The 20,940-nt window shown below is 61.8% G+C and carries 17 protein-coding genes; 10 read left to right on the forward strand and 7 right to left on the reverse strand.

What is annotated here, in order from left to right; genetic code table 11:
- Nucleotides 1-158 precede the first annotated feature (158 nt).
- On the reverse strand, nucleotides 159-845 hold the full coding sequence (locus tag NQ492_RS09910; RefSeq protein WP_015547415.1) for a hypothetical protein: 687 nt from the start codon (nucleotides 843-845) through the stop codon (nucleotides 159-161).
- A gap of 12 nt (nucleotides 846-857) precedes the next feature.
- Nucleotides 858-1,862 carry a glucosaminidase domain-containing protein gene (locus NQ492_RS09915; protein ID WP_015547416.1) on the reverse strand — a complete coding sequence of 335 codons (1,005 nt, stop codon included), beginning with the start codon at nucleotides 1,860-1,862 and terminating at the stop codon, nucleotides 858-860.
- A 76-nt stretch (nucleotides 1,863-1,938) separates the two neighbouring features.
- Between NQ492_RS09915 and NQ492_RS09920 the strand changes: the two genes are divergently transcribed.
- The 10 genes from NQ492_RS09920 (at nucleotide 1,939) to NQ492_RS09965 (ending at nucleotide 15,683) form a co-directional block, all read left to right on the forward strand.
- Nucleotides 1,939-2,544, forward strand: coding sequence for a DUF4254 domain-containing protein (locus NQ492_RS09920; RefSeq protein WP_015547417.1), 606 nt, complete (start codon nucleotides 1,939-1,941; stop codon nucleotides 2,542-2,544).
- Nucleotides 2,528-3,643 carry a glycosyltransferase family 9 protein gene (locus tag NQ492_RS09925; RefSeq protein WP_229094741.1) on the forward strand — a complete coding sequence of 372 codons (1,116 nt, stop codon included), beginning with the start codon at nucleotides 2,528-2,530 and terminating at the stop codon, nucleotides 3,641-3,643. Before NQ492_RS09920 ends, NQ492_RS09925 begins: the two co-directional genes overlap by 17 nt.
- Nucleotides 3,644-3,860: 217 nt before the next feature.
- Nucleotides 3,861-5,528 carry a DUF4886 domain-containing protein gene (locus tag NQ492_RS09930; protein ID WP_149887205.1) on the forward strand — a complete coding sequence of 556 codons (1,668 nt, stop codon included), beginning with the start codon at nucleotides 3,861-3,863 and terminating at the stop codon, nucleotides 5,526-5,528.
- Between the two features lie 5 nt (nucleotides 5,529-5,533).
- A complete protein-coding gene (locus NQ492_RS09935; RefSeq protein WP_044054475.1) occupies nucleotides 5,534-6,106 on the forward strand; it encodes an RNA polymerase sigma-70 factor in 573 nt (190 codons plus the stop codon).
- Nucleotides 6,107-6,122: 16 nt separating this feature from the next.
- The gene (locus tag NQ492_RS09940) at nucleotides 6,123-7,145 is read left to right on the forward strand and encodes a FecR family protein (protein ID WP_015547419.1); all 1,023 of its coding nucleotides are present in this window, start codon (nucleotides 6,123-6,125) and stop codon (nucleotides 7,143-7,145) included.
- Nucleotides 7,146-7,217: 72 nt separating this feature from the next.
- The gene (locus NQ492_RS09945) at nucleotides 7,218-10,550 is read left to right on the forward strand and encodes a TonB-dependent receptor (RefSeq protein WP_083810232.1); all 3,333 of its coding nucleotides are present in this window, start codon (nucleotides 7,218-7,220) and stop codon (nucleotides 10,548-10,550) included.
- Nucleotides 10,551-10,561: 11 nt separating this feature from the next.
- Complete coding sequence (locus NQ492_RS09950; RefSeq protein WP_015547420.1) at nucleotides 10,562-11,845, forward strand: RagB/SusD family nutrient uptake outer membrane protein; 1,284 nt, start codon at nucleotides 10,562-10,564, stop codon at nucleotides 11,843-11,845.
- Between the two features lie 34 nt (nucleotides 11,846-11,879).
- Nucleotides 11,880-12,821, forward strand: coding sequence for a phosphodiester glycosidase family protein (locus tag NQ492_RS09955; RefSeq protein ID WP_118406177.1), 942 nt, complete (start codon nucleotides 11,880-11,882; stop codon nucleotides 12,819-12,821).
- 12 nt (nucleotides 12,822-12,833) lie between these two features.
- Nucleotides 12,834-14,597: a BACON domain-containing protein gene (locus NQ492_RS09960; RefSeq protein ID WP_015547422.1), complete on the forward strand. Its 1,764-nt coding sequence runs from the start codon at nucleotides 12,834-12,836 to the stop codon at nucleotides 14,595-14,597.
- Nucleotides 14,598-14,753: 156 nt separating this feature from the next.
- Nucleotides 14,754-15,683, forward strand: a complete 930-nt coding sequence (locus tag NQ492_RS09965; RefSeq protein ID WP_229104365.1) for a sugar phosphate isomerase/epimerase family protein — start codon at nucleotides 14,754-14,756, stop codon at nucleotides 15,681-15,683.
- A gap of 78 nt (nucleotides 15,684-15,761) precedes the next feature.
- Here NQ492_RS09965 and NQ492_RS09970 read toward each other — a convergent pair whose 3' ends face one another.
- The 5 genes from NQ492_RS09970 to NQ492_RS09990 form a co-directional block, all read right to left on the reverse strand.
- On the reverse strand, nucleotides 15,762-16,604 hold the full coding sequence (locus NQ492_RS09970) for a phosphodiester glycosidase family protein (RefSeq protein ID WP_015547423.1): 843 nt from the start codon (nucleotides 16,602-16,604) through the stop codon (nucleotides 15,762-15,764).
- A gap of 163 nt (nucleotides 16,605-16,767) precedes the next feature.
- Nucleotides 16,768-17,340, reverse strand: coding sequence for a lipocalin-like domain-containing protein (locus NQ492_RS09975; RefSeq protein WP_015547424.1), 573 nt, complete (start codon nucleotides 17,338-17,340; stop codon nucleotides 16,768-16,770).
- 52 nt (nucleotides 17,341-17,392) lie between these two features.
- The gene (gene gltA, locus NQ492_RS09980; protein ID WP_118406175.1) at nucleotides 17,393-18,793 is read right to left on the reverse strand and encodes an NADPH-dependent glutamate synthase; all 1,401 of its coding nucleotides are present in this window, start codon (nucleotides 18,791-18,793) and stop codon (nucleotides 17,393-17,395) included.
- 123 nt (nucleotides 18,794-18,916) lie between these two features.
- Nucleotides 18,917-19,801, reverse strand: coding sequence for a sulfide/dihydroorotate dehydrogenase-like FAD/NAD-binding protein (locus NQ492_RS09985; RefSeq protein WP_015547425.1), 885 nt, complete (start codon nucleotides 19,799-19,801; stop codon nucleotides 18,917-18,919).
- A 23-nt stretch (nucleotides 19,802-19,824) separates the two neighbouring features.
- Nucleotides 19,825-20,904: a DUF1573 domain-containing protein gene (locus NQ492_RS09990; protein ID WP_044054478.1), complete on the reverse strand. Its 1,080-nt coding sequence runs from the start codon at nucleotides 20,902-20,904 to the stop codon at nucleotides 19,825-19,827.
- Nucleotides 20,905-20,940: the final 36 nt, after the last annotated feature.

Genomic DNA, 20,940 nt, shown 5'->3' on the forward strand with positions numbered 1-20,940 from the left:
GATGCGTGGGGCGCGGTACGGCAAGTTCCCTCCGGGGGAGGGGTTCGGGGAAGGGCCGGATTTACGGCGTGCCGCTAAAGCGGCGATCATGTGCCGCAACGGCCGTTGCGGCACGCGGGACCCGGTGAAAATCGGAAGCCCCTCCCGTGTTCGGCCCGTTAAATGTCCTCTACGTCGAAGTCGTAGCCGAGGCGTTTGCCCGTCACGAACTTCGAGTTGTCCATCTTGGTGTTGAACTGGTCCACCGTCACGCGTTTGTTCTCTTCGTAGGGCGGCATCAGCAGGTCGAAGTTCAGCGCGAAGCCGATCGCCGATTCGAGAATCGCGACCAGCGCCTCCTGGCCGATCTCCGACTTGCCGAAATCCATCGCCCGCATCGAGTTCTGCTGCTTGCCTTCGGCGAAGTAGCGGCGTTCGCGGTTGATGAAGATGCGGCCGATCAGGTAGCCTTCGTCGGCGTTGCGGTTGAATTTGAACGAGTCGGACAGGAAGTTGTAGATGTTGATAAGTCCGCAGTAGGAGTTGTCGCGGTCGGCCTGCACGTAGGGGTTTTGCCAGATGAGGTGGTCGGAGCCGAACTCGAAGACGTCGGTGTGCATCTGGAAGATCAGGATGTCGTTGGCTACCTGCAACTGGGCCTCGAACTTGCCGCGGTCGCGGTATTCGAGCCTCACGCGGCGGTCGAGTTTGCCGTCCAGTTCGTCGTCCATCTCCGAGGCCATCTCCAGTAGCGTCTCCTTCAGGGAGTTGAACGCTCTGAAGGTGTTGTCGAAAACCCGTTGTTTGAGTGTCGACTTGCGGATGATGGTGTCGAGAATCTGTGCTCTCAGCGGGGTTGTTTCCATGGTATGTAGGTTTTATTTTATGCGTATTTCGCGTCCTGCGGCCAGCTCCTCGTCCTTGCGGAGCTTGTTGAGTTTCTCGATCGACCGCGTGCGGATGGCGTAGGACTGGCCCACGGAGTAGGCCGTTTCGCCCTGGCGGCAGATGTGGTGCCGGGAGTTGCCCTCCCAGCGTTTCCGCTTGCGTTCGATGTAGACCGCCTCGCCCGGCACCGGCTGGGCCTTCTTGTCCTTCAGATCGTTGAATTTGCGCAGGTTGCGCGGCGAGAGGCGGAACTTCCGCCCGATGTTCTCGAACGTGTCGTTCTCCTTGGCCAGCACGTAGTGCACGCCGTTGGTGACGTAGACGTTGTAACCCTGGTGGGCGTTGATCGTCACGCGGTAGTTGTCCGGGTCGACGGCCCCCTCGGTCCGGGCCAGTTCCTCCACGCTGCTCTGCGACGAGAACCACTCTTCGGGGTCGCGTTTCAGGCCGTAGCGCGAGGCGTAGAGCCGTGCGCCGTCGGGCCGGTCGAGCAGGAAGAGCTGGTTCTCCTCGATGATGCGGATGAGCCGCTGCGCGTAGTCGGGGGCCGTGGCGTAGCCCGCGGCCTTGAGACCCCGCGCCCAGCTCTTGTAATCGTCGGAGGAGTAGGCGAACAGCGAGTCGTAGCGGGGCTGCGAGTCGAGGAATTCGGCGTGGTCCCGGTACGACGCCTCGACCGAGGGGTAGGAGCGGAAGCATTCGCCCTTGGCGTCGTCGTCGTGGTAGACCTTGTCGCCCGTCCAGTTGCGTTTGCACTTGATGCCGAAGTGGTTGTTCGACTTCATCGACAGCAGGCTGTTGCCGCAGTCCGATTCGAGGATTCCCTGCGCCATGGTGATGCTCGCGGGGATTCCGTAGCGCTCCATGTGGGCGATGGCGATGGGCATGTAGCGGCTGATGTACTCTTCGCGCGTCTGGCGCACCTGCGCCCCGAGCTGCACGGAGATGCAGAGGAGGATTCCGGAGAGGAGTATTGCTTTTTTGGAAAAAGTCATTATCTTTGTTTAATCGTTACCGACAAAGGTATGATTTTCCGGTGAAAAATCCAATAATACTATAAAACCGCAAGCTATGTTTACCGAAAACGCGAATCGTATTTTCAACCGGTCCATCGAGGAGTATCACCGCTGGGACGATGTGGACCATCCCATCGACAATCCCTACGCGCCGGGCACGATCGACCATTTGCTCTACCACAAGAACTGGATCGACACGGTGCAGTGGCACTTGGAGGACATTATCCGCGACCCGGCCATCGACCCCGCGGAGGCGCTTCTCATCAAGCGCCGCATCGACAAATCGAATCAGGACCGTACGGACATGGTGGAGTACGTGGACTCCTACCTGCTGGACAAATACAAGGACGTAACGCCTGCCGAAGGCGCCCGGCTCAACACCGAGACCCCGGCGTGGGCCATCGACCGCCTGTCGATCCTCGCCCTGAAGATTTACCACATGGCGCGCGAGGCGGAGCGTACGGACGTGGACGACGCGCATCGCGCGGCCTGCCGGAAGAAGCTGGACGTGCTGCTCGCGCAGCAGGTCGACCTTTCGCAGGCCATCGAAGAGCTGATCGAGGACATCGAGGCGGGCCGCAAGTACATGAAGACCTACAAACAGATGAAAATGTACAACGACCCGGCACTGAATCCGGTGCTCTATGGGCAGAAAAAATAGCGTGGGGACGGCGAACGGCCTCCCGAACGGGGAACGAGCGGGCGGTGCGGCGGCCGGGAGCGGCGCGCCGGTTCCGTGTCACCTGCTGGTGATGCGCACCTCGGCGATGGGCGACGTGGCGATGCTGCCGCATGCGCTCCGTGCGCTGACGGCCGCTTATCCCGATCTGCGGGTCACGGTGGCCACGCAGGCCATGTTCAGGCCCTTTTTCGCAGGGCTGGATGTCGGGTTTCTCGACGTCGATGTAAAAGGCGCCCATCACTCCCTGGCGGGAATGTGGCGGCTGGCCGCCCAGGCCCGGAGGCTGGGCGTGGACGCCGTGGCCGACGTGCACGACGTGCTGCGCTCGAAGGCGTTCCGCCTCGCGATGCGTCTGCACGGCGTTCCGGCGGCGCATATCGACAAGGGGCGCGCCGGGAAACGGGCGTTCATCCGCTGCGGCGGCCGCGGCATGGAGCCGTTGCGCCACACGGTGCTGCGCTACTGCGACGTTTTCCGGAAGCTGGGATTCGTGCTGGACGACCCTGCGCCCGCCGTGCGCCGGGACCGCCCCAATCCCTTCGGGGAGAAACACGGCGTGTGGGTGGGCTTCGCACCCTTCTCCGCACACCGGGGCAAGACCTATCCCGAGGAGCAGAGCCGCGAACTCGTGCGGATGCTCTCGGAGCGTTACGGGCGGGTTTTCATCCACGGAGGCGGAGGCGCCGAACAGGCGTTCGCCGAGGAGATGGAACGCACGTATCCCAACGTCACGGCCTTGTACGGCAAGGTCCGTTTCGCCGGGGAGATGGACCTCATCGCCAACCTGGACTGCGTGGTGACGATGGATTCGCTGGTGATGCACCTGGCGTCGCTCGTCGCGACGCCCGTGGTGTCGGTATGGGGCGCGACGCATCCCGGGCTGGGTTTTCTGGGCTACGGGGTTTCGTCCGGGAACGTTTTGCAGGCCGACATGGCGTGCCGTCCCTGCTCGGTCTTCGGCAACAAGCCCTGCCGCTACGGCGACTACCGCTGCCTGAAAGCCGTTACGCCCGAAATGGCGGCCCGGCGGGTGGCCGAAATCACTGGCAGCTTGCCGGAATGTCCCGGAAACGGATAAACCGATTGAATCCATAATCCGATTCAGGGGTGACCTTACGGAGCGATCGGACGGGAACCGGGGCTGAAAGCAGGCCTCCGGTTCCCGTCCGGAGTTTTATTTCGCCTTATTCACCGCTCCGGTTCCGGGGGCCGTGTTTCATTTCCGTGAAATTGCATTTTCGGTTACGTAGAGGGTTCGCCTCATTCGTACTTATTATAACCGACCTGATGAACTTATGAAGAAACTTCTTTTTCACCTGCTGATTTTCACCTTGTTTGCGGCCGCCGCCGGCTGCTCTTCCGGCAAGGACGACGACGGAAATCCCGATGTCAGATTCTATGCGGTTCCGGCTTCGCTGAATTTCGAGGCCGGGAAAACGACCTTGCAGTTGAGCATCTCGACGACGGGGCATTGGACGATCGTGTGCGACGACGAGTGGCTGGAAGCCGTTCCGGCGGAAGGCACGGGGAGTGCGAAGGTCGGAATCACCGCGCAGGCGAATCCTTTGGCGCAGCAGCGCACCTCGTCGCTGACGATCGCATACGGCGGTGCGGAACCGGCCGTCGTGCCCGTCACCCAAAAGGTCTCCGGGGAGGAGTCGGTCGACCTGTTCGGCTCGACCGACGAGATGAAAGCCTACCTGAAAGCGCGCGTTGAAGCCTGCAATTACGCCGAGTCGGTGACGACGACCGCCGGAGGGGTGCTGAAGTTCGGCTTCAAGGGCGCCGCGACGCGGGGCGTTCGGAAAGAGGCGATTCCCTTCTTTACGGTGAACGGCGGCGGTTACTGGGCGGCCGACGGCGTTGCGACGCCGGTGAAAGCCGACGCGGAGGCCCTGCGGGGCGGGGCGTCGCCCGCGGTGACGCTGACGGCCGGCGGAACGATCGCTTTCGACGGGGCCGACACGGGCACGGCCGCTCCTGCGGACGGAGCCGTTGCGCTGCGCTGCGTGCTCGACACGGGGAAATACGTCTGCTTCGTCTTCGCCGACGGCGAGGTGATCCGGATCGGGAGCGAGCTCAACGGCTCGTTCAACCCGCCGCTGCCGGCGGGAGGCAAATCCCTCAAGATACTCTTTATCGGCAACAGTTTTACGGTCGATGCCACGGAGCATCTGCCGGGCATGTTGAAAAGCGCCGGAATCACCCATGTCCGGATGGTGCGGGCCTATCACGGCGGCTATAAGCTGCCCGAATTTTTCGAGAACTATGCCGCGCCGGACATCTGCACCTATTATTACTGCGAGCCGGGAGCGACGAAGTGGGAGAACGAAGGGACGCTGAACCGTTCGCTCAAGAGCATCGTCGAGTCGGATACGTGGGACATCGTGACGTTGCAGGAGCACACCGGTTCGTACTATGCGTGGGAGTGGGACGAGACCGAGCGGGGCGCGATTTCCGGACTTTGCGACTACATCCAGCAGGCGCAGCCCCTCGACCGGCCCACGATCGGCTACATCATGGCCCAGGCCTACGGAGCCTACCACTCCCATTATCCGAAGTATTTCGCCAACCAGCAGGCGATGTTCGAGGCGATCGTGGCCCAGGTGCGGAAGATCACCGCCCAGACCTGCATCGACATCGTGATCCCCTCGGGAACGTCGCTCCAGAACCTGCGGACCTCGTCGCTGAACAGGGACAACGGGATGGACCTCACGCGCGACTCCTACCATATGGACTACGGAATCAGCCGTTACGCGGCCGCCGCGACGGTGTTCCGGACGCTCGTCACGCCCTGCACGGGCGTCAGCGTCGAGGGAAACGGCTACCGCTATTCGACCTCCAGCACCTCGACGACGGGTTATTCGACGCCGGTTACCGACGCCAACGCCCCGGTGGCGATCCGGGCGGCGCTGGAGGCCTGCCGGACGCCCTATGCGGTTACGGACATGAGCAAATACTGACGGGCATGCAGAATCGTTTACGGGATTCGGAGCTTGTCGTGATGATGCGCGGCGGCGACAAGGCAGCCTTCGGAGTGCTTTTCGACCGCTACTACGACCTGCTGCACACCTTCGCCAGGCATATCGTCAAGGACTCTTCCGTGGCGGAGGACATCATCCAGAACGTCTTCGTCAAAATGTGGATGCGCAAGGAGCAGGTCAATCCCGAACTGTCGGTGCGCAATTACCTGCTGGTCGCCACGCGCAACGAACTTTTCGACTACATGCGGCTGCGGTACAACATGCTGCGCAGCGACATCAACGATGCGATGCTCAACGTCGCCGACGGCGATACGGACATTTACGACTACGTGGACGTGCGCGAACGGGTCGGGTTCATCGACTCGGTGATGCGTTCGATGCCCGACAAGCGGCGCGAGATATTCGCCATGCGCTACGACCGCAACATGACCAATGCCGAGATCGCCCGGGCGCTGAACCTCTCGATCCGCACGGTCGAAAAGCACGTCGACCTGGCGATCAAGCAGATCCGCAAGACGATCTCCGTCGTGACGCTCTTTTTTGTGCTGTTCTTCTGAAAACAAGACGAAACCTATGGATACCAAGAAAAATATGTCGCGTGAACAGCTGCTTGCCTACATGCGGGACAACTGCACGGAAGCCGAGGCGCAGCAGGTGCGCATGTGGCTGCGGGAGCGGCTGAAGGACCCGGGGCTGGACCAGCTGTTCAGCGACCTGCTGGACGCTACCGAGACCGAGTACGATCCCGAGGGCAAGGAGCGCGTGCGGCGTAAGCTGGACTCGATCCTCGCGGCATGCCCCGCCCCGAATTCCCCCCCCCGCAGCGGTAACCTCCGGCGGTGGCGGTGGTCCCTCCGTATAATCGAATACGCCGCCGCCGTTGCCGCCGTCGTTCTGGCGCTCCATTACAGGCATCAGGCCAACACCCCGCGCGAGTGGGTGGAGGTCTATGCCGGCATGGGCGAGCGCCGCGAGATCGTGCTGCCCGACAGCACGCACGTGTGGCTCAATGCCGGTACGAAACTCATCTATCCCAAGCAGTTCAACCGCTCGATGAGGCAGGTCTACCTGTCGGGCGAGATGTTCGCCGACGTCCGCCGCGACGAGGACCGCCCGTTCATCGTCTCCGCCGACCGGCTGGAGGTGAAGGTGCTCGGCACGCAGTTCAACCTCAAATCCTACCAGGAGGACGCCAAGTCGGAGGTGAGTCTGGTGCGCGGCAAGGTGTCGGTAGGCATCAAGGCGTCGAAGATGAACGGGAAACTCACCCTCGAGCCCGGAGACATCCTCCGTTTCAACAAGACCAACAATCACATCGACTTCCTCAATTTCGATCCCGATTCCTATGCGAACTGGATCGACAACGACAACTTCTTCTTCGTGGAGCAGACCCTGGGCGACATCGTCGCCGACCTGCGCCGCCACTTCGCCGTCGAGATCGTCGTCACGGACAAATCGCTGTGCGACGAGACCTACTACGCCTCGTTCGTCAACGAGGAGTCGCTCGACGAAATCCTCGATGCGCTCAACAAGGACCGCCTTTTCTCGGTGCGCAGGGAAGCCGAGGTATATTACATATCGCCACCCCTAAAATAACCATATCATGTAGTACACAGAACGAACGGAATCTTTAATGACCTATTTCTCAAAACTTCAAATCTTAACGTAATGAATAAACTTTTACCTTCCGTCAAAAGTTTGATCACGCTTGCCGCACTTCTGTGCTTCCTGTTCCAGGCCTCCGCGGCCTCGGCCCAGAAGGTGAGCCTGTCGGTCCGCAATGCGACCGTCAAGGCGGCGATCGAACGCCTGCAAAAGGATTACGGCTACTCGTTCGTCATCAAGACGAAGGATGCCGATGTGAACAAGAAGATCACCCTCGATGTCAAAAACGAGGAGATCGGCGCGGTCGTCGGGAAGATGTTCGCCGGACAGAACGTCGTGAGCAGCGTCGAGGGCAAGATGATCGCCATCATGTCCGCCCCCGCGAAGCGGGACGCCGCGGCCCGCGCTTCGGCCAATGCCGTCGTGAAGGGCGTCGTGAAAGACAGCGCCGGGAATCCGATCACCGGCGCCACGGTGATCGTCGACGGCACGACGATCGGCGCCACCACCGACCTCGACGGCTCGTTCTCCGTACGGATCGGGGCGCGCACGGATGTCCGCCTGATCGTCTCCTACCTCGGCCTGAAGACCAGGGAGGTTGCGGTGGACGATCCGGCACGGTTCTATGAGGTCCGGCTCGAAAACGACAACATGGCCCTCGACGAGGTGGTCGTGGTCGGTTACGGCACGCAGCGCCGCAGCCTGGTGACCAACGCCATCAGCCAGTTCAAGCCCACCGAGGAGAACATGCGCAGCGTGATGTCGCCCTCGGAACTCCTTCAGGGCCGCATCGCCGGCGTGTCGATCTCGACCAGTTCGGGTAACCTCGGCTCGGCCGAGAAGATGAGCATCCGCGGTTCGTCGTCGCTCAGCGCCAGCAACGAGCCGCTTTACGTGATCGACGGCATTCCGCTGTCGAACAACTCGGCGTCGCTCTATTCGTTCGGCGAGAACATGAGTTCGCTGGCGACGCTCAACCTCACGGACATCGAGTCGATCGAGGTGCTGAAGGACGCCGCTTCGGCCGCGATCTACGGCTCGCGCGCCACCAACGGCGTCGTGCTGATCACCACCAAGCAGGGCCGCGAGGGCAAATCGGAGGTCAAGGTCAACTACGGCTTCAGCATCACGCAGTTTCCCAACACCGGGCGCCGCGAATACGTCGGTTCGAAGCAGTACGTCGAGGTCTTCAACGAGGGCGTCGACAACTACAACCGCCAGAACGGCTTCACGGTCAACAGCTCGGGATATGTCAAGCCCATCCGCAATCCCTACGGAGACATGCCCGACACCGACTGGCTCGACCTGATCACCCGGCTCGGGCAGTCGCACTACCTCGACCTGTCGTTTTCGGGCGGCAACGCCAAGACCAAATACTACCTTTCGGGCAGCTACAACTACCAGGAGGGCGTCATCAAGACGAACGACATCTCGAAGGTCAACCTCAAGTCGAACATCAACCACGAAATGTTCAAATGGCTGAAGGTGGGCGCCAACATCAGCGGCAACTACCTGCACAACAACCGTATCCCGGGAGCCAATCTCGGATCGACGATCATCGGACGCGCCGTGCAGCAGCGTCCCTTCGACCGTCCCTACAAACCCAACGGCGGCTATTACACGGGCGGAACCGACGAACTGCTGCTGCACAATGCCGTGCAGATTCTCTCCGAGGAGACCTCCTATACGGACAACTACCGCTTCATCGGTTCGTTCTGGGCCGAGGCGCAGATCATCAAGGGCCTGACGGTCAGGGCGTCGTACAACAACGACTCGGCCTACACCTATGACTACATCTATTACAATCAGAACCACCCCTATGCCGCCGACAAGGGCCGCATCCTGGACCGGAACCGGTTCGTGATGACCAACACGATCGACCTCTACGCCAACTATAACCGCAAGATCGGCGAAGATTTCGAACTCGGGGCCATGGTGGGTCACTCGTTCCTCAAGACCAAGAGCCGCACGTCGTACATTGATGCGCAGAACTATCCCTCGCCGGCGTTCGACGTGGCGAGCGTGGCCGCCAACATCGTCGATGCCAGCGCCGGACTGTCGGAATATGCCATCGAATCCTATTTCGCCCGTTTGAGCCTCGCCTACAAGGACCGTTACGTGGTCAATGCCACGATCCGTACCGACGGTTCGTCGCGCTTCGCGCCCGACTGCCGCTGGGGCTGGTTCCCCTCGGTGTCGGTCGGCTGGAACGTCTCGAACGAGTCGTTCTGGAACGCCGAGAAGACCGACCTGAAGATCCGCGCCAGCTACGGCCGCACGGGTAACCAGGACGGAATCAGCAACTACGGCTGGCAGGCCCTGATCAGCGGCGGCGTCAACTACGGCGGCCAGAGCGGCATTGCCATTTCGTCGAGCGGCAACGACCGTCTGACGTGGGAGACCGCCGACCAGTACAACGCCGGATTCGACTTGAGCTTCCTGGGCGGCAAGATCAACATGATCGCAGACGTTTACCTGAAGAACACGAACAACCTGCTCTACTCGAAGCCCGTGCACGCCACGACGGGCGAGACCTCGATCCTGAGCAACATCGGGTCGATGCGCAACAAGGGTGTCGAGTTCACGATCAACACCCACCTCAATCTGGGCAAGGTGCTGTGGAGTTCGTCGTTCAACATCGCCCGCAATGTCAACAAGCTGACGTCGCTGCTCGAAGACGACCTGCTGTCGATCGGCGCCAACCGCGCGCTGAAACTCGGCCGGACGGTGGGTTCGTGGTACATCTTCCGCACGGACGGCATCTACCAGTACGACGGTGAGGTGCCGCAGGCGCTCTACGACAAGGGCGTGCGCGCCGGCGACGTCAAGTACTGGGACCGCAACGGCGACGGGAACATCACGGACGACGACCGTATCGTCACGGGCAACCCCAACCCCAAATTCTCGGGCGGCTGGAACAACACCTTCAAGTACAAAGGGCTGGAATTGAGCCTCTTCTTTACGTACAGCTACGGAAACGACGTGTATGCGTCGTGGATGATCCCCGGCTCCAAGCCCGGCCATACCCGCTCGCTGCTGAAAGCCTATGCCGACAACCGCTGGACGGGACCCGGCACGTCGGACAAATACCCGCGCGCGATCTACTCGTACAGCGGCTGGAACGGCAAGAACTCGACGATGTACCTGACCGACGGTTCGTTCATCCGCCTGCGCTCGGTGACGCTGGGATACACCTTCCCGCAGCGGCTGGTTTCGAAAATCCACCTCAAGGGACTCCGGGTCTATGCCCAGGGCGACAACGTCTTCCTCTGCTCGCGCTATCCCGGCTGGGACCCCGAGACGAGCGTCAATCTCGATCCGCGCTTCTACGGCGAGGATAACGACGGCGTTCCCCAGCCGCGCATCTTCAAGTTAGGCGTAAACATCACTTTCTAAATCCGACAATCATGAAATCGTTGCATAAAATCATCTTGTTTGCCCTGCTGCCCCTGATGGGTGCTTGCAGCGGCATGCTCGACATCGAGCCGCATTCGGCGGTCTCCCCGACGGTGGTCGGCTCCGACGACATCGAGGCGCTGCGCATCGGAATGTACAATAAGGTTCAGGAGGGACCTACCTACTACTCCTACATCGCGTTCGACCTCTTCGGCGGTGAGCTGATGACCAGCACGGGCCGCCCGATCGACCTGATCAACTCGCTTTCCAATGCGCTGCATACGTTTGTCAGCAGCCAGTGGAACGGCTACTACAAGGCGCTTTTGCAGGTGAACAACGTCATGTCGATCGCCGAGGGGCTGGCCGACAGCCCCACGCGGAACCGGGTGCTGGGCGAGTGCCGCTATTTCCGGGCGTATATTTACCTCTGTCTGGTGACCCGCTTCGGCGACGTGCCCGTCCTGCGGCAGAACACCCAGGCCAAGGTTTCGCGCGACCCGGCCTCGATGGCCTGGGAACTGGTCGAGGAGGACCTCGACGCGGCTTCGGGCTTCCTGAACGGGTTGAGCGCCGACAGTTTCTACTACGTGTCGCCCGCCGCCGTGACGGCCCTGAAAGCGCGCGTGAAACTCTATCTGGGCAAGAAGGGAGAGGCCAAGGAGCTGGCCGAGAGCCTGATCGCCAATCCGAACTACGCACTCGACGACTTCGACAAGATTTTCCGCTCGAAGGCCAACAAGGAGGTGATCTTCGCCTTCTCGTGCCTGACCGAGGACGGTTCGTCGATCAAGATTTCCAACCAGTTCTACTCCTACAACCACCCCAACAAGGGCAGTTACAACTACCGTCCCGCGGGCGACGTGATGACGATGTACGCCGACAACGACCTGCGCAAGGAGGTGTCGATCACCACGCTCGACAACCTGAACTTCGTCAACAAATACCCCAGCGGGCAGACCGGGTCGGACCCCGTGGTGATTTCGCGTCTGGCCGAAATGTACCTGATCAGCGCCGAGGCGCAGGGGCTGAACGGAGGTCTGGATCGTCTCAACGAACTGCGGGAAAAGCGCGGCCTCGACAGGGTGAGTCCGGGGAACGAAGCCGATTTTCTCGACGCGGTGCTTCAGGAGCGCCGTCTGGAGTTCCTCGCCGAGGGTTTCCGCTGGTACGACCTCGTGCGGACCGGAAAGGCTACGCAGACGCTCGGCACGAAGGACTACCAGTGCCTGATGCCGCTTCCGAGCCGGGAGTTGCTTTACAATCCGAACCTCAAACCGAATAATCCGGGTTATTAGCGGGATTGTCCAATATGCATAAAACGATAAAACGATGAAAACATACAGATATATGATCGGAATGCTGTTGTGCGTGTGGCTGCTTGCTGCGTGCGACAATTCGAATGCTTTCGACGAATACGCCAAGTTCGACACGACCGCCCAGACGGCCTGGGGACAGAGCATCGTCGACGGATCGAACGGGTATGTGGCTCACGTGAAGAGCGACAGGACCTACAACCTGGCCGACGGCGTGGACGTGCTGGAGATGGCATTTCTGGCCGACGACGGACTGGCCATGCAGCTGTTCCTGTTCAAGATCGCCCTGAGCGACAAAATCACCCTGCGCACGACGCTCGCCGACGACAAGAACCAGGTGGGCACCGGCCAGACGATTATGAAGCAGCTCGAAGCGATGCAGAAGAACGGGAAGAAGGTCTTGGGCGGCACGAACGCCGATTTCTTCAATACGACCTACATCCCCTACGGCGTATGTTACCGCGACGGCGTGGCGGTGAAGACTTCGTTCAGCCGTACGGACTGCAACGTCTTCGTGATCACGAAGGACAACGAGGCCTGCTGCTTCACGGAGGAGGAGTACGCTCTTCACAAGGACATCGTCCGCGAAGCAGTCTGCGGCCTCGGCACGCTGCTGCTCAAGAACGGCGAGCAGCTGGACCAGAGCGGCAACACGATGCCGGTGGCGAACATGGAACCGCGTACGGCGATCGGCGTGTCGCAGGACGGCAAGGAGGTCTACCTGATGGTGGTCGACGGCCGTAACTTCTACTATTCGAACGGCGCCGACCTGCTGGACCTGATGAACCTGATGTCGGCCTGCGGAGCCTGCGACGCGCTCAACCTCGACGGCGGCGGCTCGTCGACCTTCATCGCTCGCGACGGCGCGGAGGGCGAACTCAAACTGCTGAACTGGCCGACCGACCAGGGCGGGGTCATGCGCAAGGTGGCGACCGGATTGGCGATTGTTGAACAATAAAAGACGGAACCGATGAAAACGATATTTCAATACCTGCTCCTGACGGCCGCATGCGCGGCGCTGGGAGCCTGCCAGGATTTTAGCGACGATACGGCCTTTACTCCCGAGACGCCCGAACTGTCGTTCGTGGAGACGAGCATCACCGCGGAGAAGGCCACCAAGGACTACGAACTTTCGATCAAATCGAACCTTCCGTGGCGCATCGAATGCGACAAGGACTGGGTGTCGTTCGATCCGTCGTACGGACAGGGCGACGCCACGATCACGGTGACCGTGGCCGCAAACCGTACGCTCGACGAACGCACGGCGACGATCTCGGCCTATGTCATCAAGGGCGAGAACGTCACGCTGCCCGTGACGCAGGCCGCTGCGAGCGCTTCGGACCTGGCGACGCACTACTATGTCAAGACCGACGGCTCGGCCGACAAGGACGGCCTGACATGGGAGACGGCGACCACGCTGGCCAACGCGATCGACCAGGCGATGAACGGCGACGTGATCCATGTGGCTGCGGGTTCCTACGTGCCTTCGGTTCCGCTGACGGGCATGAAGACCGCGCTGGACAACACGTTCGAAATCCACAGCAACTTCTCGATGATCGGCGGCTATCCGGCCGATGCGGCCGAGGGCGCCGTGGCTGATCCCGTGGCGAACGAGACGATTCTGGACGGCGACCACGCCGTATGCCACGTGGTTGCGGTGACGGCGGCCAAGATGAACGGCATGAAGGCTTCGCTCGACGGATTCACGATCAAGAACGGTTCGTCGCAGTTCGGATCGGTGGGCAGCACGACGATAGGCGGCGTGAAGTTCTACCAGAGTTACGGCGCGGGCATTTTCATCGGCAACGCGACGGTGGACATCCTCAACTGCAAGATCGTCGACAATACGGACATCCGCATGGGCGCCATCCGTGTCGACGCCGGAGCCGAGGCGTTGTTCGACAACTGCGTGGTTGCCGACAATGCGACCAAGTCGACGACGACGTACAACTGCGGCGGCCTGTGGGCCGACGGAGCCAAACTGCTGCGGATCAACAACTGTACGTTCAGCAACAACAAGGCGTCGGGCGTAGCTCCCTGTATCTACGTCTTCGGCGACACGGGCGGCAAGACCAATGTGCTGATCAGCAACACCACGATTTCGGGCAACAGCGTCAATCCCGAGCATGCGACCCGAAACGGCGGCGGTATCTACGTCCGCGAAAACGGCAACCTGGTGATCGTCAATTCGACGGTCTGCGGCAACCATTCCGGAAAGGGCGGCGGTATCGCGGTCTACGGCAAGGTGGACAAGCCGAGCAAGGCGGTGATCGTCAGCTGTACGATTGCCGGCAACACGACGGTGACGGCCGGAAACGGTGCGGGATTGCAGCAGGCTGCCGTCGGAGGGGCCATCGAGGTCTACAATACGCTGATCTCGGGCAATACGACGGACGGCGCGGCCGACGATGTCGCCTGGTTCAAGGACGCCAGCTACAAGGTCGCCAACTCCATTATCGGAGGCACGGTCTACAATGCCGACGGTATGGCTGTCGCAGGCGCGGCGTTCGATCCTGCCTCGATGCTCAGCCCGCTGGGCGACAATGGCGGTGCGACGAAGACCTGCGTGCTGCTCGGCGACGCGAATCCGGCGCGCCAGTACGGCATGTCCGCTTCGGAGCTGAAGATCCTGGGCGAGACGCTCGATCCGGCCTTCGGCGAGGCGGTCAGCGCCATCGACCAGACCGGCGCTTCGCGCACGGGCAAGACGGTGATCGGAGCCGTCGTGAAATAAATCTGTTCACAGGGGGCGTGCTTTCATCGGTGCGCCCCTTTTTTTGTATCTTTGGGGTCGTAACGCCCCTTTTATCTGTCGCGGCGTCCGGCCGCCCCCCCCCCGCAAGGAGGTGCGGTTTTGCATCGGCCCGACTTTTTTATGATCTTTACAGTTATGAAACTTTACAGAACCGGACTGCTGCTGCTTGCAGTCCTATGCACAATCCCGGTGTTTGCCGGGCAGCCGCCGCGGCTGAAGGTGGGTTCCTCGTCCGGGATTTTCGGCCCGGTGACGAACTGGACCTACGAAACCTTCGCCGAGGCGAAGAGGGCAGGCATCGACGCCATCGAGATCAGCGCGTCGACGTTGTTCCTGAACAAGGAGATGACCGACGATCGGCAGATCGAGGCGCGCTGCCGTCAGCTGAAGCGCGACCTCAAGCGCGCCGGAATCGAAATCTGGTCGGTGCACATGCCTTTCGGCCGCGAGATCGACCTCTCGCAGACGGACGAGGCCGTGCGGCAGCGGAGTGTCGAACTGCACCGCCGCGTGCTGCGCTTCTGCAAGATCCTGTCGCCGCGGATCGTGCTGTTCCACCCGAGCTGGTATCTCGGGCACGGGGAGCGCGACGCGCGGATCGCGCAGCTGGTGCGCTCGGTCGGGGAGCTGCTTCCCGATGCGAAGAAGATCGGCGCCCGGGTGGTGATCGAGAACATGCTGGGCTACGAACTGGTCAAGGACGGGAACTACGAACGCCCGCTGGGCCGTACGGTCGAAGAGGTGCTGCACATCATGTCGCTCGTGCCCCGGGAGGTGGACGCTGCGGTCGACACCAACCACATCGACAATCCCGAACTGCTGATCAGTGCGCTCGGACGCCGGGTGAGGACGATTCACGTCAGCGACGGCGACGGCCGCAACGAGTGTCACGAACTGCCGGGCCAGGGCCGGGGCGACAACGACTGGACGGCGATCCTGAAGGCCCTGTACGAGGATGCGCACTACCGGGGCGTCTTCATGTACGAGGTGAAGAAGGCGGAGTTCCCGCAGTTGAAGGCTTGTTACGACCGGTTGTACGAACAGTACGTGCAGTCGAAGCAATAAGGACGGTCGGGTTAAATGAGAACGCGGTTTGATGCAACTTCATCAAACCGCGTTCTTTGATTCAGGGCCGCTGGCCGGTCACCTGCGGACCACGATGCAGTTGGGGACCCCGCGCTCGCCCTCGTGGTCGAAGCGGCGGTTGTCGTAGGGATGGTTGAGGACGCCTTCCTGCGCCGTCCAGAGCGTCGAGGAGCCGCCGCCGTCGAGGTTCAGCGCCTCGGTAAGACCTAACTGGCGTGCGATGTAGGCTGTTTCGGCGATGGTCGCGCCGTCGCCCTGGCCTTTGAAACGCCCGTCGATCACGGCCATCACCACCGTGCCGTCGGCCCGTTTGCCGATCAGCGTCCGGGGATGGCGGCGCGTGTAGAAACTGCTTCCGGAGGTGTATTCGACCACCTTGCCGCCGTCGATCAGCACCGGGCCTGCGGCCAGCGCTGAGCGGTAGCGGCGCGCCACGTCGGCATACTGCGTCGTGTCGCACGGGAAGATCTCCATCCGGCGGCCCTTGCGGTCCTTGAAGGCGATGACGCCGTTGGTGCGGAATGCCTCCTCGGGGGTGGTGCGTCCCACGATCTTCCTGTCGAGCAGGACGAAGGTGACCGGTTCGAAGGTTTTGACGTTGAAGTAGCTGCCGTTGACGGCGATCTCCGCGCCGGCGGCCTTCCCCAGATCGCTCGTGGACTCGGCCCTGCGGTCGAGGTGGACGATCGAGGTGGTGAACCTGCGTCCGGGGTAGGTGGCGACGGAGATGCTCTGCCGCGACCCGAACATGTCGATCTGGGCGTAGCGGCATTCGGCGCCGCCGCCGAGATCGGCCGTGCGCCATTGGGCGGTGGCGAATGCAATCGAGTCGCGGGGAGTCTGCGCCGCGGCGCTGGAGGAAAAGAGGAGCAGCAAGGCTCCCGTCAGAATTTTGTTCATGGTTCGGATAAACGGGTTAGTAGCCACAAATTTACGCATTTAGCACGGATTTAGCAAGCGTCGGAGCCGCTATTTTCGGGGAAAAACGGACGCCGGACCCTCCCGGAAACGAAAGCGCCCCCGGAAGTCCGGAGGCGCTGGTTTTTCGGGGCGGAAAAGCTGTTTACTGCCTGGCCTTGGTGTAGACCGTGCCCGTGCCCTCGATCGTGAGGGTGTAGTTCCCGTCGGCCGTTTTGGCGATCATGCCCGTCTGGGTGAAGTCGATGGTCTGGCCGTTGCCGAGGCTCTGGCCCTTGAGCAGGATTTTGTCCGCCTCGCCCTGAAGCTCCCACGAGGTGTAGACCAGCGTCGCCATGTTGATCGACCTGGCTGCGCCTTCGACCATGATCTCGACGCCCATGACGCCTTCGGGAGCAATCGGGTCGGGCATCGTCCATTTGCCGACGGCTTCGGCGTAGGTGGGATCGGTCGCAATCTTCGTGGCGGCGGCGCCGTCCTTCAGCTTGCCCGTGTAGTCTACGGTGACGGGGGCGCCGAGCAGCAGGCCGTTGGCGTCGCTCTTGTCGACGGCCGTGGTCGCGAAGGTGCAGGTGCTCTCGTCGGTCAGTGCACGGACGGTGACGGTGTTCATCGAGGCGTCGGTGATGAATCCCGAGAAGGTTTTGGGGCTGTTGTCGGCGCAGGCCGTCAGGCCGGCGAAAGCCAGTGCGGCGATCAGGGATTTGATGTTGTTCATGGTGTCGGATTTATCGGATTTGCATGTTGCAGCTAATATACGGAACTCTCGCTTAATGTGTGCCGTTTGCACGTGATTTTACATATTCGTCGATGGCTTTGGCCGCGGTGCGTCCCGCTCCCATGGCCAGGATGACCGTCGCGGCGCCCGTCACGGCGTCGCCGCCTGCGAAGACGCCCGGACGGGTCGTCGCGCCGCGCTCGTCGGCCGTGATGCAGCCGCGGCGGGTGGTTTCCAGACCGGCGGTCGTGGCGGCCAGCAGCGGATTGGGCGAGGTTCCCAGCGCCATGATCACCACGTCGCATTCGATTTCGAACTCCGAGCCCTCCTTTACCACCGGCGAGCGGCGGCCGCTTTCGTCGGGTTCGCCCAGCTCCATCTCCACGCACCGCAGGCCCGTCACCCAGCCTTTTTCGTCGCCGAGGACTGCGGTGGGGTTGGTCAGCATGCGGAAGCGGATGCCCTCCTCCTTGGCGTGGTGGACCTCCTCGACGCGCGCCGGAAGCTCTTTTTCCGAACGGCGGTAGACGATCGTGGCCTCTGCACCCAGCCGTTTGGCCGTGCGCACGGCGTCCATCGCCACGTTGCCGCCGCCTACGACCACGACGCGCTGTCCGACGTAGATCGGGGTGTCGTACGCCTTGTCGTAGGCATGCATCAGGTTGGCCCGCGTGAGGAACTCGTTGGCCGAAACCACGCCGTTGAGGTTCTCGCCCGGGATGCCCATGAAGCGGGGCAGCCCGGCGCCCGAGCCGATGAATACGGCGTCATAGCCTTCGTCGTCCAGCAGCGAGTCGATCGTCACGGTGCGGCCCACGATCACGTCGGTCTCGATCCCGACGCCCAGCCGTTCGACCTGGGCGATCTCGCGCGCCACGATCCGCTCCTTCGGGAGGCGGAATTCGGGAATGCCGTAAACCAGCACGCCGCCCACCTTGTGCAGCGCCTCGAAAATCTTCACTTCGTAGCCCATGCGGGCCAGGTCGCTGGCGCAGGCCAGCCCGGCCGGGCCGCTGCCGATGACGGCGACCTTGCGGCCGTTGCGCACGGCGGCGGGCTGCACGGGGGCGCCGTGTTCGAGTTTCCAGTCGCCGACGAAGCGTTCGAGCTTGCCCACGGCGACCGGTTCGCTCTTGATGCCCAGGATGCACGAGCCTTCGCACTGGCTCTCCTGCGGGCAGACGCGGCCGCAGATCGACGGCAGCGAACTGTCCTCGGAGATGATGTCGGCTGCCTCCTGCAACCGCCCTTCGTGCAGGGCGGCGATGAAGTCGGGGATGCGGATGCCTACGGGGCAGGCCGCCACGCAGCGGGGATTCTTGCAGCGCAGGCAGCGCGAAGCTTCGAGTGTGGCCTCTTCGAGGTCGTAGCCGTAGCAGACCTCCTCGAAATTGGTCGCACGGATCGCCGGGTCCTGTTCGCGCACCGGCACGCGGGGTATTTTGTTTGCCATGTGATAGCAGGTTAAAGGTTAAAAGTGAAAGGTTAAAAGTGAAAAGTTAAAAGAGGGAAGTTCTATGCGGGAGATAATTATATATTCTGCATGGTCTCCGTCGCTAAAATACCTTTCACCTTCCTACTTGTCCAATCCGATCTTACATACGTGTCCGGCCTCGCGCTCGGCCTCGATCGCCGCGGCGCGCTGCTCCTGGGTGCGGTACATGCCCTGCCGGCGCATCGCCTCGTCGAAATCGACCTCGTGGGCGTCGAACTCCGGGCCGTCGACGCACGTGAAGCGCGTCCGGCCGCCGACCGTCACGCGGCAGGCGCCGCACATGCCCGTGCCGTCGACCATCAGCGCATTGAGCGACACGGTGGTTTTCAGCGCGTACTTCTTCGTGGTGAGGGCCACGAACTTCATCATAATCATCGGGCCGATGGCCACGCATTCGTCGTAGTGTCTGCCCTCTTTTTCGATCAGTTCCCCGATCAGCGCCGTCACGAGTCCCTTGAAACCCTCCGAACCGTCGTCGGTGGCGATATGGAGGTGTTCGGCTACGGCGCGCATGGCGTCGGTGTAGATCAGCATGTCGCGTGTCTTGGCGCCGATGATGACGTCGGCCTTCACGCCGTGTTCCCGGAGCCATTTGACCTGCGGGTAGACCGGGGCTGTGCCCACGCCGCCCGCCACGAAGAGGTAGCGGCGTTTGCGCAGCTCTTCGACGGGCATTTTGACGAATTCCGAAGGGTGGCCCAGCGGACCTGCGAAGTCGGCGAGGGCATCGCCCTCGTTCAGTGCGCAGATTTTGCGCGTCGAGGCGCCGATGGCCTGCGTGACGATGGTCACGCTGCCCTCCGCAGCGTCGAAATCGGAGATCGTGAGCGGAATGCGCTCGCCGTGTTCGTCGGCGCGCACGATGACGAATTGTCCGGGCTGCGCCGAGCGGGCCACGCGCGGTGCGAGGACCTTCATCAGCCAGATGCCCTCTGCGAGGAGTCTTTTTTCAAGAATGGGGTACATTATATCCGTTGTGTGTTTGTGTGTCACTCTTCGATGATTGCCGTCACCCGGATGCGCCGCATGGGCCGCACGGGGTCGTTGGTCACCACCACGAGGTGTTCGGTCACGATGCCGTAGTCCTGCGTCCGGGGATCGAGCAGAATTTCGCAGCGTAGCGAATCTCCGGGGGCGATTTTCTGCCCCGGGGCGAGTGTCGTGGCCACGTGTCCCTCGCCTTCGACGGCCCGCACGATCAGCTCCGCGCCGCCCGCGTTCGAAAGCGTAAAGTGCTTTTTCCGGACTGGTCCCGCATGTTTGACCGGTCCAAATTTAAGGATATTTTCCGAAAAATCGGCTTTCGGGGCGTTTTGTGTTGCATCCGCGGGCTGCGGGTCGACGCCGATGCCGTGGGTGACGAGCGTCGTGCCGTTGCTCCGTCCGTTGATCAGGACCTCCAGCGCGTCGCGCACGGTCCCATAGCGGGGTTTGTCGGCGGGGATGAGGTAGGCGAAGTTGATTTCGCCCCGTTCGCCCGGCGCGATCTGTTTCGGATAGTCGGTCCGAAGCGCTCCGCTCGTGGTTTCGGGCCGCAGTTCGAGGCGGACCGGGCGTTTCGAGGTGTTCGCGTAGCCGATCGCCGCCTGCACCTGCCGCCCCGGATAAATATAGGAGAAGGCGTTGAGCGTCGAGGCCAGCCGCAGCCCTCCGCCGGCATCGACGGGGTATAGCTCCTCGACGGTTTTCTGCCGCGGGATGACGCTCCCCTGCACGGTGAGCGTGGCGATCTTCCGCTTCTCCGAAGAGTAGACCCACAGCTCCTTGGTGAATGAGCCGGGGCGGTTGGCGGGGTCGTAGGTGACGGTGATCTGCGTCTTTTCGCCCGGAAGGATCGGTTTCTTCGAGAAATCGGGGACCGTGCAGCCGCAGGTGGTCACCACGTCGAGGATCACCAGAGGGCTGTCGCCGCGGTTGACACCCGTGAACGTGTGGCTGACGCGGCCGTCGGTTTCGCGGATCGTGCCGAAGTCCCACGTATCGGGCCGAAAAGACAGATGTTCCTGCGCCGAGGCCGTTAAGGCGCATAGTGTCAAGAGAATAAGGAAAATAACGCGATTCGGGATCATTTCTTTATGATTTGTGCGACATGCAAAGATACTTTT

This window comes from Alistipes shahii WAL 8301 (assembly GCF_025145845.1).
Classification (GTDB): Bacteria; Bacteroidota; Bacteroidia; order Bacteroidales; family Rikenellaceae; genus Alistipes; species Alistipes shahii.

What these genes read in the sequence shown, in the direction of transcription:
- NQ492_RS09910 (WP_015547415.1), bottom strand. Translation starts at nt 845, where the DNA reads ATGGAAACAACCCCGCTGAGAGCACAGATTCTCGACACCATCATCCGC.
- NQ492_RS09915 (WP_015547416.1), bottom strand. Translation starts at nt 1,862, where the DNA reads ATGACTTTTTCCAAAAAAGCAATACTCCTCTCCGGAATCCTCCTCTGC.
- NQ492_RS09920 (WP_015547417.1), top strand. Translation starts at nt 1,939, where the DNA reads ATGTTTACCGAAAACGCGAATCGTATTTTCAACCGGTCCATCGAGGAG.
- NQ492_RS09925 (WP_229094741.1), top strand. Translation starts at nt 2,528, where the DNA reads ATGGGCAGAAAAAATAGCGTGGGGACGGCGAACGGCCTCCCGAACGGG.
- NQ492_RS09930 (WP_149887205.1), top strand. Translation starts at nt 3,861, where the DNA reads ATGAAGAAACTTCTTTTTCACCTGCTGATTTTCACCTTGTTTGCGGCC.
- NQ492_RS09935 (WP_044054475.1), top strand. Translation starts at nt 5,534, where the DNA reads ATGCAGAATCGTTTACGGGATTCGGAGCTTGTCGTGATGATGCGCGGC.
- NQ492_RS09940 (WP_015547419.1), top strand. Translation starts at nt 6,123, where the DNA reads ATGGATACCAAGAAAAATATGTCGCGTGAACAGCTGCTTGCCTACATG.
- NQ492_RS09945 (WP_083810232.1), top strand. Translation starts at nt 7,218, where the DNA reads ATGAATAAACTTTTACCTTCCGTCAAAAGTTTGATCACGCTTGCCGCA.
- NQ492_RS09950 (WP_015547420.1), top strand. Translation starts at nt 10,562, where the DNA reads ATGAAATCGTTGCATAAAATCATCTTGTTTGCCCTGCTGCCCCTGATG.
- NQ492_RS09955 (WP_118406177.1), top strand. Translation starts at nt 11,880, where the DNA reads ATGAAAACATACAGATATATGATCGGAATGCTGTTGTGCGTGTGGCTG.
- NQ492_RS09960 (WP_015547422.1), top strand. Translation starts at nt 12,834, where the DNA reads ATGAAAACGATATTTCAATACCTGCTCCTGACGGCCGCATGCGCGGCG.
- NQ492_RS09965 (WP_229104365.1), top strand. Translation starts at nt 14,754, where the DNA reads ATGAAACTTTACAGAACCGGACTGCTGCTGCTTGCAGTCCTATGCACA.
- NQ492_RS09970 (WP_015547423.1), bottom strand. Translation starts at nt 16,604, where the DNA reads ATGAACAAAATTCTGACGGGAGCCTTGCTGCTCCTCTTTTCCTCCAGC.
- NQ492_RS09975 (WP_015547424.1), bottom strand. Translation starts at nt 17,340, where the DNA reads ATGAACAACATCAAATCCCTGATCGCCGCACTGGCTTTCGCCGGCCTG.
- gltA (WP_118406175.1), bottom strand. Translation starts at nt 18,793, where the DNA reads ATGGCAAACAAAATACCCCGCGTGCCGGTGCGCGAACAGGACCCGGCG.
- NQ492_RS09985 (WP_015547425.1), bottom strand. Translation starts at nt 19,801, where the DNA reads ATGTACCCCATTCTTGAAAAAAGACTCCTCGCAGAGGGCATCTGGCTG.
- NQ492_RS09990 (WP_044054478.1), bottom strand. Translation starts at nt 20,904, where the DNA reads ATGATCCCGAATCGCGTTATTTTCCTTATTCTCTTGACACTATGCGCC.